A 15,433-nucleotide genomic window follows, 5' to 3' on the forward strand; every position below is an offset into this window, starting at 1 on the left:
TCTAAACGCATTTATATAACGTAATAAAAGTTAACTTGGGTGAGTGGTGGTTGGCTGAAGTATGCTTAAAAAACACGGAGCTACTTTGTTTTAGCTAACCTTAATTATTTACAGCAAGAACAAATAATTAAAACCAGCAACAAGGTGTAACCTTACAGACAACCTGTAAAGCTAGGTGGAGCACGACAACCATGTGCAACGTGCACAGGCTGAAGAACTTTAGCCTCGCTAAAAGCAAAGGCTGCTTTACGGAGGATAATTCCAGCACGACGCGCTGGAAAAATATGGAACAATAACCAACAAAGGCCAATAAGTAACTGACTTGAGATGATTGGATGAGCTAAAAATCCGGCAATAGTAAGTAACAGTGGCTCTACAATAAACCCATCACTTAATAGCGCCTCAAGCTTGAAGGCATCCTCTAATGCACCGCTTAGCAACATTACAGTATTAAACACTAATAAAGTTATAGCTACACACACACCCTTACCCGCTTTATTCAAGCGTTCACACGTAACTGGCTCGCTTGGGGCGAGATCAGTATGGGCATGATGTAAAGAAAGTGTGTTCAAAGACATTAACCTACTTAAATGACTATAACAAAATTAGAGTAATACAGTTTGCAATGGAAAAACTTAAAAAACATTGCTGCTGTAAGCCCTAAAACCAGGTGCTAAATACAATCAAATCTGGCTAGCACATATTTACCTAGTGAAAATTGATCCGCATCAATCAAACTTTCAAAACTTACTGAAAGTTCGAACGTGAGTATAACAAAGAGAATTTTCTGTTCAACTAAAAATCAATTAATTTGGGTTAAGCTTTCAAAGCTATTTTGTTAATAAAAAATAACACGATAAAAAACATAGGGTTATTTAAAATAAAAAACGATTTAAAGAGAAATATTTAATAGAATTGTAGGCTTTTAGGAGGGAGTAATAATTGTGCCGCACAAATAAAAACAGCCCAAATTCAGTCACCACCGAAATTGAGCCGCTTTTCACACTGACAACATCTTCACACACAATATAAAGATTTTTTGTTTACACTGCGTGGCATTGTAAGGAAATAAAAACAACTCAAATACAGTCACCACCGGATTTGAGTTGCCTTTCACACTGACAACATCTTCACACACAATATAAAGATTCTTGGTTTACATTACGTGGTATTGTAGGGAAATAAAAACAACTCAAATACAGTCACCACCGAATTTGAGTTGCCTTTCACACTGACAACATCTTCACACACAATATAAAGATTCTTGGTTTACACTGCGTGGCATTGAAAGGAAATAAAAACAACTCAAATACAGTCACCACCGAATTTGAGTTGCCTTTCACACTGACAACATCTTCACACACAATATAAAGATTCTTGGTTTACACTGCGTGACATTGTAGGGAAATAAAAACAACTCAAATGCAGTCACCACCGAATTTGAGTTGCCTTTCACACTGACAACATCTTCACACACAATATAAAGATTCTTTTAAGCGAGACCAACTTTGCCTCAAGCTTATGACTAGAGCCTTGCTCTGTGTCTATGATTAAACTTTAGAGTGTTAGCTCCAATTTGACAAACGAGAAAAATAAACCTAATAGGTGAAAAAAACTAAACTATAGACGTTTGTCTAATACATTAAGGTTGGATCGCTTTGGAAGCTATTGAGTTAAGCAGTTTTACAGACACAAAAAAAGCGCTATAAAGCGCTTTTTAATATTTAAGAGAACTTAAATAATTTGATTTTCTTTCCAGGCTTGCTCTTTAGCTAAACGGTTTTTGCGTTTATCACATGGATCATCGCAATCACAAGCTTTATCAATACCAACCGAACCTAAACCACCACAGCTACTTGCCATAGATTTTTTTTGCACGATCATACCAACGGCCATCGCCGAAACTATTAAAATTAGTAAGCCAAAAGTAAGAAGAAAAAGTGACATTGCTTAGCCCCTATTGATCAGCAATTAATTAAACTCAAACATTTTTGAGCAAGTGTTATTATATACCCAAATAATCTGGAAATAAACAAGGCTGCACCATACTATAAATAAGGTTTAAATGCAGGACTAGAGTAAGTAACTAAACCCTCATTTGATTTACCTATTAAGTACACTGGTAAATCGTGCTGCTGAGCATATGCCTGCGCTTTCTCCATACCCATCACAGTAAGAGCAGTCGCTAAACCATCTGCTGTCATAGCGCTTGGATGAAGCACAGTTACCGACACTAAGTCGTGCTTAATAGGCATGCCGGTTACAGGGTCAATTAAATGAGTATAGATCTCGCCATCCATTTTATAAAAAATACGGTAATCACCTGATGTAGCAATACCGTTTGTACCTGGCGATAAAACACGGTGTACTTTACGCTCTCCAGGTTGTGCATCTGGTTGTTCTATCGCAATTTTCCAATCATGGCTATTTGGCTTTTCACCCGCTATACGTAGCTCACCACCAATCTCAACCATGTAGTTAGTAATACTGTGGCTTTCTAATAGCTGCGCTACTTTATCGATACCGTAGCCTTTAGCCGTTGCTGAAAACGAAAGCTCTAACCCATTAACTGTTTTAGCTAAACCCTGTTCATTTAAAATAAGTTTATCAATGCCTATTTTTTCAACCATTGAAGCAAGCTCTTCATCTGTTGGACGATTAGTTGGCTTTTTATCCGGACCAAAGCCCCATAAGTCAATGAGAGGTCCCATGGTTACATCAAGCGTTTTAGTTGATTCACCTAAGCGAATTGATTCGCTTATAACAGCCCTAAAGTCTTCGCTAATTGGCATCACTTGTTTTGCAGGTAATCTGTTAAATGTATTTATTTCAGAGTCTTCTATGTAAGTAGACATAGATTGATTTACATCTTTTAAAACAGCGTCTATTTGTAACTGTAATTGTGAGGCCGATAGCTGGGTTTGCTCATCATAATATTTAATATGATAAGTGGTACCCATAGTCTTACCTTCTAAAAAGGTCTCTTTTGGCTCTGGTTTTTCACCACAGCCAGACAGTAATAAGGTCAGTGTGATTAGTAAAAAGGCCATTATGCCTTGTGAAGTACTTACTCGATTCATAACAGCTCTACTTAATAGATTGATAAAATTAAAGAATAAAAAAAGCCTCGTAACACAAGTGCTACGAGGCTGGTATTTTAACCAAAACTAAACTGTTTTGGTATTAGTGTTAGCCACCGAAATCATCTAATAAGATATTTTCGTCTTCAACACCTAAATCTTTAAGCATAGTGATAACTGCCGCGTTCATCATTGGAGGACCACACATGTAGTACTCACAATCTTCTGGCGCTTCGTGATCTTTAAGATAGTTCTCAAATAACACGTTATGGATAAAGCCTGTGTAGCCTTCCCAGTTATCTTCAGGTTGTGGATCTGAAAGCGCTGTATGCCATACGAAGTTAGGATTTTCAGCCGCTAGGCCGTCAAAATCTTCTACGTAGAACATTTCACGTTCAGAACGCGCGCCATACCAAAAGCTCATCTTACGTTTAGAGTTCAAACGTTTAAGTTGGTCAAAGATATGTGAACGCATTGGCGCCATACCAGCACCACCGCCAACAAAGATCATTTCTGCATCTGTGTCTTTAGCAAAGAACTCACCAAATGGACCTGAAATAGTCACCTTGTCGCCTTTTGTAAGTGACCAAATGTACGAAGACATTTTACCACATGGCAAGCTTAGGTTTCTTGGAGGCGGAGCAGCAATACGCACGTTAAGCATAATGATGCCTTCTTCTTCTGGGTAGTTAGCCATTGAGTATGCACGAATAGTTTCTTCGTCTACTTTTGACTCCAGATCGAAGAAACCAAAATGGTTCCAGTCGCCACGATATTCTTCAGGAACATCGAAATCTGCATATTTAACATGATGAGGTGGCGCTTCGATTTGGATGTAACCACCCGCACGGAAAGGCACTGACTCATCACCAGGGATTTGCAGTTTAAGTTCTTTAATGAACGTTGCTTTGTTATCGTTAGAGATAACTTCACAATCCCATTTTTTAACACCGAAAATTGACTCTTCAAGTTCAATTTCCATGTCGTTTTTAACATTTACCTGACACGCTAAACGACAGCCTTCACGGGCTTCACCTTTAGATATGTGATCAAGTTCAGTTGGCAAGATATCGCCGCCACCTTCTTTAATGTGAACACGACACTGACCACAAGAGCCACCGCCACCACAAGCAGATGATACGAAAATACCTGACTCAGATAATGCACTTAAAAGCTTATTACCTGCTGATGTAGTAATGGCTTTGTCTTTATCGCCATTAATACCGATGATGATGTCACCGCTTGCAACTAACTGAGATTTAGCACCAATGATCACTAAAACTAGTAGTACAACGATAGCGATGAAAACACCAACGCCTAAGAAAATCTGATAATCCATGATTTATCCTCGCTACCCTTTACAGTGAAATACCAGAGAATGACATAAAGCCAAGTCCCATTAAACCAACAGTGATGAAGGTAATACCTAAACCACGTAAGCCGTCTGGCACGTCTGAATATTTCAGTTTCTCACGGATACCTGCAAGTAATGTAATTGCAAGTGCCCAACCAACACCAGCGCCAATACCATAAACAACAGACTCGCCGAAGTTATAGTTACGCTCAACCATGAATGATACCGCACCAAATATTGCACAGTTAACTGTGATCAATGGTAAGAAGATACCTAACGCGTTGTATAGTGCAGGGAAAAACTTATCTAATGCCATTTCAAGAATTTGCACTAGTGCTGCAATAACACCAATGAAAGTTAAGAAACGTAAAAAGCTAAGATCTGCATCTGGGTAACCTAACCAAGTAAGTGAACCGGGTGCAAGTACCGCATGGTAAACCAAGTTGTTAACAGGTACAGAAATACCCAATACAACTATAACCGCTATACCTAGGCCAATTGATGTAGTTACTTTTTTAGATACTGCTAAAAAAGTACACATGCCTAAGAAGAATGACAACGCTAAGTTCTCAATAAAAACGGCTTTTACAAATAAACTAATATAATGTTCCACTATCTGCCCCTTACGCTTTAGCTTCTACTTGGTCTTTCTTATAAGTACGAAGTACCCATATGAATAAACCAATGATGAAGAATGCACTCGGTGGTAAGATCAATAGACCCATAGGCTGATACCAACCGCCATCTTGTACTAATGGGATAATATCAACACCGAATAGTGAACCCTTACCGAATAGCTCACGAATGAAACCAACAGTAAGTAGTACTACAGAATAGCCTAAGCCATTACCAATACCGTCAAGGAAAGACATAATTGGCGGCGACTTCATCGCATATGCTTCAGCACGACCCATTACGATACAGTTAGTAATGATTAGACCAACGAATACAGAAAGCTCTTTTGCCGTAGCGTAAGAGAATGCCTGTAATACTTGGTCAACAACGATTACCAATGATGCAATAATTGTCATTTGTACGATGATACGTACAGATGATGGGATCTGGTTACGAATAAGCGAGATAAAGAAGCTCGAAAACGCTGTTACTAGTGTCAATGCAATTGACATGATTAACGCATTTTTTAAGCTAGACGTTACCGCTAGCGCTGAACAAATACCAAGTACTTGTAGTGCGATTGGGTTGTTAGCTAAAACCGGACCAAATAGGACCGCCTTCATTTCTTTAGTATCAGCCATTATTTCAATGCTCCTTTACGTACTTTCGCAAGGAAAGGGCCAAAGCCATTTTCGCCGGTCCAAAAATCAACTGCATGATCAACACCGTTAGACGTTAATGTAGCACCTGAAAGACCATCGATCTTATGCTCATCATTGCCCGCAGTACCTTTAACAATTTGAATTGGAAGTTCTTTACCTTCCCATGTAGCAGTCCACTGTGGATTTTGGATTTCGCCACCTAGACCTGGGGTTTCATTATGCTTGTAAAAGATAATGCCCTTAACTGTTTCACCATCGCTTTCAAGCGAGATAAAACCGTACATTAAGCCCCATAAGCCGTAGCCTTGGATAGGAAGAATGATTGCATCAACTGAGCCATCTTCTTTTTTAGAGATATACACCGGCGACTCTTTAGTCACACGTTGAATACCAGCAATATCTTTAACGCCTTTCTCTTTAAGAGAAACACTTAGCGCTGCATCATATTTGCTTTTTTCAAAGTCAAAGATTGTTGGGTCTGTATCTACAAACTCACCTGTAGTCATGTTTACAACGCGCGCTTCGATTTTTGCATCAAATGTTTCTAAAACATTTTCAACTTTATCGATACCCGCAGCAGCCAAGATATTACTTTGAATATCTTTTTCTTTATTAGCTTGCTGTAAAGGACGAAGCTGTACAGAAGCAAACGATACAATGATTGCACACACTAAACATAGTGCGACAACAACTGATAACGTTTTGCCGATTGATTCGTTATTACTAGACATTACGTGCCAACCTCCGCTTAATATTAGCCTGCACTACAAAGTGATCGAACAGTGGAGCGAATAAGTTAGCAAATAAGATTGCTAGCATCATACCTTCTGGGAAAGCAGGATTCACAACACGTATCATAACCACCATAAAGCCAATCAATAGACCATATGCCAATTTACCTTTGTCAGTAAATGCAGCTGATACAGGGTCAGTAGCCATAAAGAACATACCGAACGCAAAGCCACCAAGTACTAAATGCCAATACCAAGGCATTGCAAATACAGGGTTAGTTTCTGAGCCAACAGCATTTAGTAAAAATGCAGTTGCTACCATACCTAGGAATACACCTAGTACGATGCGCCAAGAAGCGATACGAACGTAAATTAAGAACAAACCACCTACTAATAATGCAAGCGTAGATGTTTCACCTACTGAACCTTGAATGAAACCGTAAAACGCATTCCACCATAATTCCATGTTTGCAAAATCAAGTGTGCCAGCAAATGCTTGGCCTAGCATAGTTGCACCAGAGAACGAATCTACTGCTGTCCATACTGTATCACCTGAGATTTGAGCTGGGTATGCAAAGAATAAAAATGCACGGCCGGCTAAAGCAGGGTTTAAGAAGTTACGGCCAGTACCACCAAAGATTTCTTTAGCGATTACTACACCAAACGTAATACCTAACGCAACTTGCCAAAGAGGAATCGTTGCAGGCAAAATAAGTGCGAATAATACCGAAGTAACGAAGAAGCCTTCGTTAATTTCATGCTTACGCACAGAAGCAAATATTACTTCCCAAAAGCCACCAACCGCAAATGTTACCGCGTAGATAGGTAGGAAGAAACATGCTCCATAGAACATCTTAGCGCCCCAGCCTGCATCAGCGGTTAATTCACCACCGAATAACTGGAATAAACCAACTTGCCACGTGTTTGCTAGTTCAAAACCTTGTGCTAAAGCACCTGCAGCCTGATGGCCGATATTGAACATACCAAAAAACATAGCTGGGAACGTTGCCATCCACACTAAAATCATCATGCGTTTTAGGTCGATGTTATCGCGTACGTGTGTCGCGCCTTTATTTACGTAGCCTGGTGTATAAAAAATAGTTGCTGCTGCTTCATACAGTGCATAAAACTTTTCATATTTACCACCGGCTTCAAAATTCGGCTCGATATCTTCTAGATATTTTTTTAAACCCATCTCTCTAGCCTTCCTTCTCGATCGTAGTTAAGCAATCGCGTAGGATAGAACCATACTCGTATTTGCCAGGACAAACGAAGGTACATAACGCTAAATCTTCTTCATCAAGTTCAAGCGCGCCTAATGAAATTGCACTGTCTAAATCGCGCGCAATTAAGTCACGTAATAATAGAGTAGGCAAAATATCCAGCGGCATTACGCGCTCGTAGCTACCAATTGGTACCATGGCACGTTTTGAACCACCTGTTGACGTTGTCATTTTAAATAAACGACTCGGCGCAAGGTGAGAAAGGAATGTACGCGTTACAGAGAATTTATCACTACCTGGTGCAATCCAGCCAAACAATTCTTTTTCGCGACCTTCAAGTAAAATAGATACTTGAACGTGGTAACGACCTAAGAATGCATGAACACCGTTTGAAATAGAACCTGATAGAACAGAACCAGAAATAACGCGGTTATCTCCGTCTTCTAGCTCACCAGCCACTAAATCATCCAATGAAGCACCTAATTGTGTTTTCACTAAACGTGGGTTTTTAACGCGAGGACCTGCAAGCGAAATAACACGATTTGTGTAAATTTCACCAGTAAGGAATAAGTGACCATACGCAATAACGTCTTGGTAACCAATATGCCAAACTTGCTTGCTAACAGAAACTGCATCAAGATGATGGATATGAGTGCCAACGAGGCCAGCCGGATGCACACCACCAAACTCATGTACTTCTACTTGAGCTATAGATGAGCTAGGAACTTGGCTACCTGCTTTTTTACACACAAATACTTTGCCATCGGTCAAACGCGAAACAACGGCAAGACCCGCTTCAAATGCTTGTGCATTTTCGGCAATTATCACCGCGGGATCTGCTGCTAATGGGTTTGTGTCAGTTGCGGTCACAAAAATAGAACTAGGATTTGCATCCACAGCCGCTACTTTGCTGAATGGGCGAACACGAAGTGCTGTCCATTGACCAGACTGGATAAGTACTTCTTTGGCTTTTTCACGCTCTAAGCTCGCAAGCTCGTCTGCTTTGAAAGAGTCAAAGGTGATTTGCTCACTGCCTGCTACTTCAATAACAACAGATTGCAGCACACGTTTAGCACCACGATTTATTTCTTTTACTGTGCCAGAAGCTGGAGCAGTAAATAGGACGCCTGGGTTCTTTTTATCTTCAAAAAGTACCTGGCCTTTTTTGACTTGGTCATCCACACGAACATGCATGGTTGGACGCATACCGATAAACTCTTCGCCAAGCACAGCTACACGTTTGACAGCAGAACCGTCATGTATAACTTGCTGTGGCGAGCCCTCTAAGGGTAAATCCAGACCTTTTTTTATATTGATCATACGCACTTGCATTACATTAAAGGAAAGAAACTGAAAAATCGTATCAACCACGTCGCCATTTGAGTTATTCCAAGTTATATCAAGGTACAAAAGAGCAGCTTGCTAGATATATCAAACAAGCAACGTAGTAAAACTCATCACATATTGTCGAGATTTTAACATCATTTTAGATGACTATGCGAGTGTATTTATGAAAATTATACGACAGAAACGCTTATTTGGTTTTGTTAAGTGACTTTAATTAAAATCAAGCTAGACCAAAGTGGTAGCCTAAGCAATTATCATTCCTGATTTCATCGTAAATTAAACAAATCGCATAATATAAAAAAAGCCGCAATAGCGGCTTTTAATAACTAAGTTCTGTTAGTCAATCATATTAGCAATTGGCTTAACTGAATCAATATCTTGCTCGTAGTCAACACCGTCTATACCAAAACCAAATAAGCGTAAAAACTCGTTATGGTAGCCAACATAGTCTGTTAGCTCATCAATGCTGCTTGTATCAACACTATCCCATACAGCTTGGACGCGTGCTTGCACATCGTCTTCTAGCTCTTTATAGTTTTGGAATAAATGCCCACCGTCGTCAAAGCGAGGTGATTCACCATATAGGTTTTCACTAAATAATGCGTGAATTTGCTCAATAGTGCCTTCATATGTGCCATCTGCTTTCATAACTTTAAATAAAGCAGAAATATATAACGGCATAATAGGAATAGCAGAACTTGCTTGGGTTACTACAGCATTAAGTGATGAAACATACGCCTCACCCTTTAAATTTTTTGTTGATTCTTTAATAGCAGCCGTTGCTCGGTCTAAGTCTTCTTTAGCCTTACCAATAGTAGCGTGTCCGTATATTGGCCATGTTAACTCTTTACCAATATAAGTGTACGCAGTCGTTTTAAAGTTATCGGCTAATACATCTGCTTCTTTTAATGCGTCTATCCACATTTCCCAATCTTCACCACCCATTACTTTAATGGTGTTGTCGATATCGTCTTGATTTGCAGCTTCAACCGTAATTTCATCAATTTCACGCTTTGATGTATTTAAATTTTTTGTTGTTACAGCATTACCAATTGGTTTAAGTGTAGAAGAAAACACTTCACCTGTGTTTGGATCAGTACGACGAGGAGACGCTAAGCTGTAAATAATACAATCTACTTTGCCCAAATCAGCTTTAATGGTGTCGATTGCTTTTTGCTTGATTTCGTTAGAAAACGCATCGCCATTAATATTTTTAGACCAAAGGCCCGCTTCGTCTGCTGCATCCTGAAAAGCAGCTGTATTGTACCAACCAGCAGAACCTGTTTTACGCTCTGTACCTTCTTTTTCAAAGAAAATACCTAATGTTTTAGCACCACCACCAAACGCAGCAGTAATGCGCGATGCCAAGCCGTAGCCTGTTGATGCGCCAATAACTAATACATTTTTTGGTGCGCTTTTTAATGCACCCTGTTGTTTTACATAGTTAATTTGTTCTTGAACATGCTCTGCACAACCAGCTGGGTGTGCGTTTGTGCAGATAAATCCACGAATTTTAGGCTTAATGACCATTGATCATCCTATATCTTTTACAATAAAAATTAGCGCTAGTTTAAAGGCTAATACTAAAAACACTGATCTGATCAGTTAAACACCGACCAAATTCCCTATTTATTTTAGTTAAGCTTGGAGCCGCCCATACAATTAGGTGAGTCAGGCGCTTCGCCGCCCTGCTCTGTATACTCGTCTGGTGTATATGTATGAATAGCGAGTGCATGAATATGATTTGCTAATTCATCTTTTAAAATTTCGTTAATTTCACGATGGCGTTGTAATAAGCGTTTACCCGCGAACTCTTCGCTAACTACTATAACTTTAAAATGTGACTCAGTACCGGCACTGTGCATGTGACTTTCATTGATTACGTTTAAATGTTTACACGCAATGGCGCTGCTTATTTTTTCTTGGATCTGTTGCTGCATTGACATAAAAGACCATTTTAATTAGCTAATTTATAGGCTTACTATAACAAGTTAAATTAACTAACTAAATTGCTTTTGCTTAATGTGCTTAATAAATCGGTAAGTTAAACTTATTCGCGGGTGCGCAAGCGTTGTTTGCTTGGGTATTGCATGTTGATAATCTCTTTGACTATCTCCATTCATTATTAGGCAACTACCGCTTTGTAACTTTAAGTCAGTCACTTTATTACTCGCTTTGTGCTTTAACTTTAAAACCCGATCAGCCCCTAGCGACACACACACAATTGTAGGTTTATCACCAAGCTCTATTTCATCATCACTGTGCCACCCCATCGTATCGTTACCGTCTCGGTAATAATTAACCAGTAGTGAGTTTAGAGGCTGATTTAAATGTGCTTCTAATCGCTTTCGCATATTAAGTAGCAACTCATTCCACGGTTCTACTATTTGCTTACTACTTGAATAGCCGTATTCAATATTTAAATCGCTCATGAAGCATTGAAGTCGTGGAATGGGTCCTGTTTTGCCATAAACGGTTACATCGGGCTGTTGCCAATGTAGGTTTTTCTGCAAATAATAAAAAAGATCGAGGCTTTTTTGCGCACTAAGTGCCCTACTTTGATAAGAAAAGCCATTTGGTAACTGTTGGGGGTTGGCGTTTTGCCGTTGCATGTTAGAATTTACCTACATTAGATTACTGATCAACGAACCATTATGACGACGCAAGCCCAGCTAGGCGATAAAACCTTTACTCTTGAACGCTTTCCATTGGATCAAAAAAACCGCAGCTTACAAGCGTGGGATTCGGCAGATGAGTACCTTATCAATTATGTTAACGAACATCACCCTGATTGTCGCTCATTGCTTATTCTAAACGATAGCTTTGGTGCACTTGCTTGTTATTTTAATAAGTTAACGGTTTGTTCAGTTAATGATTCTTATATTAGCCACCAAGCTGCGGCTTATAACTTACAAGAAAACAAATTGCCTACTACCGATTTTACACAAGTAGATAGTTTGTCGGCATTACCAGAAGACGTTGATTTAGTACTTATTAAAATCCCTCGTAATGTGGGTTTTTTACAGTTCCAATTAAGTGAACTTAGTGAAGTACTCGCACCTGGTACACCAGTAATTGCGGCAGGTAAAACAAAAGAAATTCATAATTCAACAATAAAATCATTTGAACAATTTATTGGTGAAACAACAACAAGCCTAGCAGTTAAAAAGTCTCGCCTTATTTTAAGCACAGCTAAAGGCGGATATAAAGCAGCAGACTTCCCTGTAACGTGGGAACTTGAAGGCACAGAGTTTAATATAACAAACCATGCAAATGTGTTTTCGCGTGATTCGTTAGATATTGGTGCGCGCTTCTTTTTTAACTACTTACCAGAAACGCCAAAAGCTAAAAGTATTATTGATTTGGGCTGTGGTAACGGTGTTGTTGGATTAATGACGCTTGCTCGTTGCCCCAATGCATCAATTACCTTTGTTGATGAGTCTTACATGGCAGTAGAGTCGGCTCGGTTAAATGTAGAAATTAACCTAGGCGATAAGTTTGATAACTGTGAATTTATCGAAAATGACTGTTTAACGGGCTTTGAAAGAGACAGTGTAGATATGGTGTTATGTAACCCTCCATTTCACCAAGCTCAAGCTGTTACCGATCACATTGCTTGGCAAATGTTTAAACAAGCAAAAGATACATTAAAAGAAGGCGGCGAACTGCGTATTATTGGTAATCGCCATTTAGATTATCATGATAAGTTAAATCGTATGTTTGGTAACTGTAAGCTGCTAGGTTCAAACAAAAAGTTTGTCGTTCTAAGCGCAACTAAAAATAGTGGAATGCTATAAATGAAATTAACAAACATTATAATTGGGTGCTGTGTATTGCTAATACTTGGTGGCTGCGCTAATCAGCCTAGCCAAGTAATACTCAATCCTGTTTATAAAAGTGGTCAAATAAGCACTATAAATAGTAGCTTAAGCACCAGTGTAATTGATTTACGTGGCGATACATCAACACTTAAACTTATTGAATCAGACAAAACTAAAACCTTTGCAAGCCAAGGCCTTACTGAATCAATTAAAAGTGTGTTAGACAGCGCACTTAATCGTAACGGTGTGCGTATTTCAAACCGTGCAATGGCGCGTTTTGAAGTAGATATTCATGCACTGCAAGCGGTGGTAACCGAAAAGCTAATGAGCCATACCAGTGAAGCGCATATAGAGCTTGGTGTAAGAGTTATTCGCGCTTCAAGCAACTTTAGTAAAGTGTATAGAGGCAGTGCTAATTTAGAAGGCCCATTTAGCCACGAGCGAGCTAAAATAGAAGGTCAGCTCAATAAGTTGACTGAGCAAATTATTACCCGCATTGTATCTGACCCTGAATTAATAGAATTTTTAGAAGGTTAACTATGAAACGACTTTTTTTAATCTGCTTAAGCTTATTTGTGAGTGTAAGTAGCTTTGCAGCCCAAGAAGGCCGCTTTGTTCAAAAAGATAATATTTTCCCACGCGTCGAAATTGTAACGACTATGGGTAGTATTGTTGTTGAACTGGACCGTTCGAGAGCGCCTATTACGGTCAATAACTTTTTAACTTACGTATCAGATAAAAGCTATCAAGGTAGTGTTTTTCATCGCATAGAACGTGATGTAGAAAATGACCGCGACTTTGTTATTCAAGGTGGTGGCTACGATAAAGATTACGACGGCCTACACGAAAACGATCCTATTTTTAATGAAAGCGGTAACGGTATGAAAAACGATATGTATAGCATTGCTATGGCGTATCAGGACCGTGAACCTCACTCTGGTACTCGTCAGTTCTTTTTTAATATGGATAACAACGATCACTTAAACCCAGGTAAAGATTGGGGTTTTGCCGTTTTTGGTAATGTGATGGAAGGCTACGAAACACTAGATAAAATTATGGCCGTAGAAACAGGCTTTAATGAGAAAATTGGTTACGATTTTGTACCTGTAAAACCAGTGGTTATTTTAAATATAAAAATGCTTGAGCAAGTCCCACTATAACTTTTTTAAGAGCAGCTTAGCTGCTCTGCATCAAAGCCAATGAAGGCCCTATGAGTAAATCTCTCTCTGTTAGCGAATATTTTTCTTATTTTAAAGACAAACGCTTAATCAATATTTTTATATTTGGTATGAGTAGCGGTTTTCCGTGGGTACTAATTGGCTCAGTTATGTCGGCTTGGTTAAAAGATGAAGGGCTAAGTCGCAGTATGATTGGCTTGTTTGGCATTGTATTTGGCGCTTACAGTATTAACTTTTTATGGTCGCCTTTAATCGATCGTACAAAACTCCCTATTTTATATAAATGGCTAGGCCAACGCCGCAGTTGGATACTATTTTGCCAAAGCTTTATTTTTATTGGCACCTTGTTGCTAGCAGGGCTTGATTTAAAAGCTAACTTGGCAATTGTTGCTGCAATTTGTTTGTTAATCGCGATTGCTTCTGCTACGCAAGACATTGCAATTGACGCATTTAGAATAGACACCCTAAGCGAAAAAGAATCACACAAAGCAACTGCAGCGGCCGCGATGGCAACATCTGGTTGGTGGACAGGTTACGCACTTTTGGGCGCCATTCCATTTTACATGGCTGATATTCCGTCGCTCGACTGGCCACAAATTTATTACTTTTTAGCAGCCGTAATGCTGCTGCTAATGAGTGGAGCATTGTTTGCAAAAGAGCCTGAATCAAATAGAGAAGCGGTACATGCCGAACTTGAACGTGTGTACCTTGAAAAACTATCCTCTACAAAACAAACTCCTCTTACAAAAACTGTTGCGTGGCTCGCGGTAACCGTTATTGACCCCTTTAGAGCTTTTTTTACTAAAAACGGCGTTAAAACAGCACTCGCATTACTTGCGTTTATTTTCTTATTTAAAATAGGCGAAGCGTTTTTAGGGCGTATGTCTATTGTGTTTTATAAAGAAATTGGTTTTAGTAATAGCGACATAGCAACATTCTCAAAGGTAGGTACAGCGGTACTTACAATCATATTTACCTTTGTTGGCAGTTTATTTAATCAAAAATATGGCATTGTTAGAGGTTTATTTATAAGTGGCATTGCGATGGCGGCCTCAAACTTAGCCTTTTCGTGGATTGCTTTAGTTGGCCCTGATTTAAGGCTATATGCCTTTGCTATTGTTATTGATGGGTTTACACAAGCGTGGTCGCTGGTCGCTATGGTGGCCTTTATATCAATGCTATGCGACAGAGCATTTAGTGCAACACACTATGCATTACTGGCGTCATTAGGGAATTTAGGACGAACGTTACTTTCGAGCTACAGTGGTGTGGTAATTGATGACTGGTTAATGGGGAACTGGTCGCTGTTCTTTGTTTTAACAGCTTTAATGGTTATACCTTCGCTAGTGTTTTTATATCTAATTAGGCATAAATTATATGAACTTGAGAGGAATTATCATCAAAATATTTAATGCATCCCTG

At 39.2% G+C, this 15,433-nt stretch carries 16 protein-coding genes; 4 read left to right on the plus strand and 12 right to left on the minus strand.

Annotation, left to right across the window (positions count from 1 at the left end; all coding sequences use genetic code 11):
• Positions 1-152: 152 nt before the first annotated feature.
• The 12 genes from PX700_RS11120 to PX700_RS11175 all read right to left on the minus strand — a co-directional run bounded on the left by PX700_RS11120 (position 153) and on the right by PX700_RS11175 (position 11,624).
• Positions 153-572 carry a hypothetical protein gene (locus tag PX700_RS11120; RefSeq protein ID WP_479520801.1) on the minus strand — a complete coding sequence of 140 codons (420 nt, stop codon included), beginning with the start codon at positions 570-572 and terminating at the stop codon, positions 153-155.
• Positions 573-1,734: 1,162 nt separating this feature from the next.
• Positions 1,735-1,947, minus strand: coding sequence for a (Na+)-NQR maturation NqrM (nqrM, locus tag PX700_RS11125; protein WP_007376137.1), 213 nt, complete (start codon positions 1,945-1,947; stop codon positions 1,735-1,737).
• A gap of 101 nt (positions 1,948-2,048) precedes the next feature.
• The gene (locus PX700_RS11130) at positions 2,049-3,080 is read right to left on the minus strand and encodes an FAD:protein FMN transferase (protein WP_479520747.1); all 1,032 of its coding nucleotides are present in this window, start codon (positions 3,078-3,080) and stop codon (positions 2,049-2,051) included.
• A 109-nt stretch (positions 3,081-3,189) separates the two neighbouring features.
• Entirely contained in the window at positions 3,190-4,419 is a 1,230-nt protein-coding gene (nqrF, locus tag PX700_RS11135; RefSeq protein WP_007584893.1) for an NADH:ubiquinone reductase (Na(+)-transporting) subunit F, read from the minus strand.
• 19 nt (positions 4,420-4,438) lie between these two features.
• Complete coding sequence (nqrE, locus tag PX700_RS11140; protein ID WP_002958896.1) at positions 4,439-5,047, minus strand: NADH:ubiquinone reductase (Na(+)-transporting) subunit E; 609 nt, start codon at positions 5,045-5,047, stop codon at positions 4,439-4,441.
• Between the two features lie 10 nt (positions 5,048-5,057).
• The gene (locus PX700_RS11145) at positions 5,058-5,690 is read right to left on the minus strand and encodes an NADH:ubiquinone reductase (Na(+)-transporting) subunit D (protein WP_007584891.1); all 633 of its coding nucleotides are present in this window, start codon (positions 5,688-5,690) and stop codon (positions 5,058-5,060) included.
• A complete protein-coding gene (locus tag PX700_RS11150) occupies positions 5,690-6,442 on the minus strand; it encodes a Na(+)-translocating NADH-quinone reductase subunit C (RefSeq protein ID WP_415638586.1) in 753 nt (250 codons plus the stop codon). Before PX700_RS11150 ends, PX700_RS11145 begins: the two co-directional genes overlap by 1 nt.
• Positions 6,435-7,637 carry an NADH:ubiquinone reductase (Na(+)-transporting) subunit B gene (locus PX700_RS11155; RefSeq protein WP_010555189.1) on the minus strand — a complete coding sequence of 401 codons (1,203 nt, stop codon included), beginning with the start codon at positions 7,635-7,637 and terminating at the stop codon, positions 6,435-6,437. The genes PX700_RS11150 and PX700_RS11155 overlap by 8 nt, the downstream gene beginning before the upstream one ends.
• Before the next feature lie 4 nt (positions 7,638-7,641).
• Entirely contained in the window at positions 7,642-8,985 is a 1,344-nt protein-coding gene (locus tag PX700_RS11160) for a Na(+)-translocating NADH-quinone reductase subunit A (protein WP_479520748.1), read from the minus strand.
• 363 nt (positions 8,986-9,348) lie between these two features.
• On the minus strand, positions 9,349-10,542 hold the full coding sequence (gene fabV, locus PX700_RS11165; protein ID WP_415638588.1) for an enoyl-ACP reductase FabV: 1,194 nt from the start codon (positions 10,540-10,542) through the stop codon (positions 9,349-9,351).
• 104 nt (positions 10,543-10,646) lie between these two features.
• Entirely contained in the window at positions 10,647-10,958 is a 312-nt protein-coding gene (locus tag PX700_RS11170; RefSeq protein ID WP_165728481.1) for a BolA family protein, read from the minus strand.
• Between the two features lie 54 nt (positions 10,959-11,012).
• Positions 11,013-11,624: an alpha-ketoglutarate-dependent dioxygenase AlkB family protein gene (locus PX700_RS11175; protein ID WP_479520749.1), complete on the minus strand. Its 612-nt coding sequence runs from the start codon at positions 11,622-11,624 to the stop codon at positions 11,013-11,015.
• Between the two features lie 42 nt (positions 11,625-11,666).
• On the opposite strand from PX700_RS11175, the gene PX700_RS11180 reads away from it, so the two are divergent.
• Genes PX700_RS11180 through PX700_RS11195 form a run of 4 tightly spaced genes read left to right on the plus strand, consistent with a single transcriptional unit; the run spans position 11,667 to position 15,423 of the window.
• A complete protein-coding gene (locus tag PX700_RS11180; protein WP_479520750.1) occupies positions 11,667-12,809 on the plus strand; it encodes a methyltransferase in 1,143 nt (380 codons plus the stop codon).
• Positions 12,810-13,370 carry a YajG family lipoprotein gene (locus PX700_RS11185; RefSeq protein ID WP_479520751.1) on the plus strand — a complete coding sequence of 187 codons (561 nt, stop codon included), beginning with the start codon at positions 12,810-12,812 and terminating at the stop codon, positions 13,368-13,370.
• Positions 13,371-13,372: 2 nt separating this feature from the next.
• Positions 13,373-13,993, plus strand: a complete 621-nt coding sequence (locus PX700_RS11190; protein ID WP_166420133.1) for a peptidylprolyl isomerase — start codon at positions 13,373-13,375, stop codon at positions 13,991-13,993.
• Positions 13,994-14,043: 50 nt separating this feature from the next.
• Positions 14,044-15,423 carry an AmpG family muropeptide MFS transporter gene (locus tag PX700_RS11195; RefSeq protein ID WP_415638592.1) on the plus strand — a complete coding sequence of 460 codons (1,380 nt, stop codon included), beginning with the start codon at positions 14,044-14,046 and terminating at the stop codon, positions 15,421-15,423.
• Positions 15,424-15,433: the final 10 nt, after the last annotated feature.

The organism is Pseudoalteromonas sp. TP27, from assembly GCF_056470645.1.

Bases quoted from the DNA above. Each gene is read 5' to 3' on its own strand.
- nqrM (WP_007376137.1), bottom strand. From the start codon at position 1,947: ATGTCACTTTTTCTTCTTACTTTTGGCTTACTAATTTTAATAGTTTCG.
- PX700_RS11130 (WP_479520747.1), bottom strand. From the start codon at position 3,080: ATGAATCGAGTAAGTACTTCACAAGGCATAATGGCCTTTTTACTAATC.
- nqrF (WP_007584893.1), bottom strand. From the start codon at position 4,419: ATGGATTATCAGATTTTCTTAGGCGTTGGTGTTTTCATCGCTATCGTT.
- PX700_RS11145 (WP_007584891.1), bottom strand. From the start codon at position 5,690: ATGGCTGATACTAAAGAAATGAAGGCGGTCCTATTTGGTCCGGTTTTA.
- PX700_RS11150 (WP_415638586.1), bottom strand. From the start codon at position 6,442: ATGTCTAGTAATAACGAATCAATCGGCAAAACGTTATCAGTTGTTGTC.
- PX700_RS11155 (WP_010555189.1), bottom strand. From the start codon at position 7,637: ATGGGTTTAAAAAAATATCTAGAAGATATCGAGCCGAATTTTGAAGCC.
- PX700_RS11160 (WP_479520748.1), bottom strand. From the start codon at position 8,985: ATGATCAATATAAAAAAAGGTCTGGATTTACCCTTAGAGGGCTCGCCA.
- fabV (WP_415638588.1), bottom strand. From the start codon at position 10,542: ATGGTCATTAAGCCTAAAATTCGTGGATTTATCTGCACAAACGCACAC.
- PX700_RS11170 (WP_165728481.1), bottom strand. From the start codon at position 10,958: ATGTCAATGCAGCAACAGATCCAAGAAAAAATAAGCAGCGCCATTGCG.
- PX700_RS11175 (WP_479520749.1), bottom strand. From the start codon at position 11,624: ATGCAACGGCAAAACGCCAACCCCCAACAGTTACCAAATGGCTTTTCT.
- PX700_RS11180 (WP_479520750.1), top strand. From the start codon at position 11,667: ATGACGACGCAAGCCCAGCTAGGCGATAAAACCTTTACTCTTGAACGC.
- PX700_RS11185 (WP_479520751.1), top strand. From the start codon at position 12,810: ATGAAATTAACAAACATTATAATTGGGTGCTGTGTATTGCTAATACTT.
- PX700_RS11190 (WP_166420133.1), top strand. From the start codon at position 13,373: ATGAAACGACTTTTTTTAATCTGCTTAAGCTTATTTGTGAGTGTAAGT.
- PX700_RS11195 (WP_415638592.1), top strand. From the start codon at position 14,044: ATGAGTAAATCTCTCTCTGTTAGCGAATATTTTTCTTATTTTAAAGAC.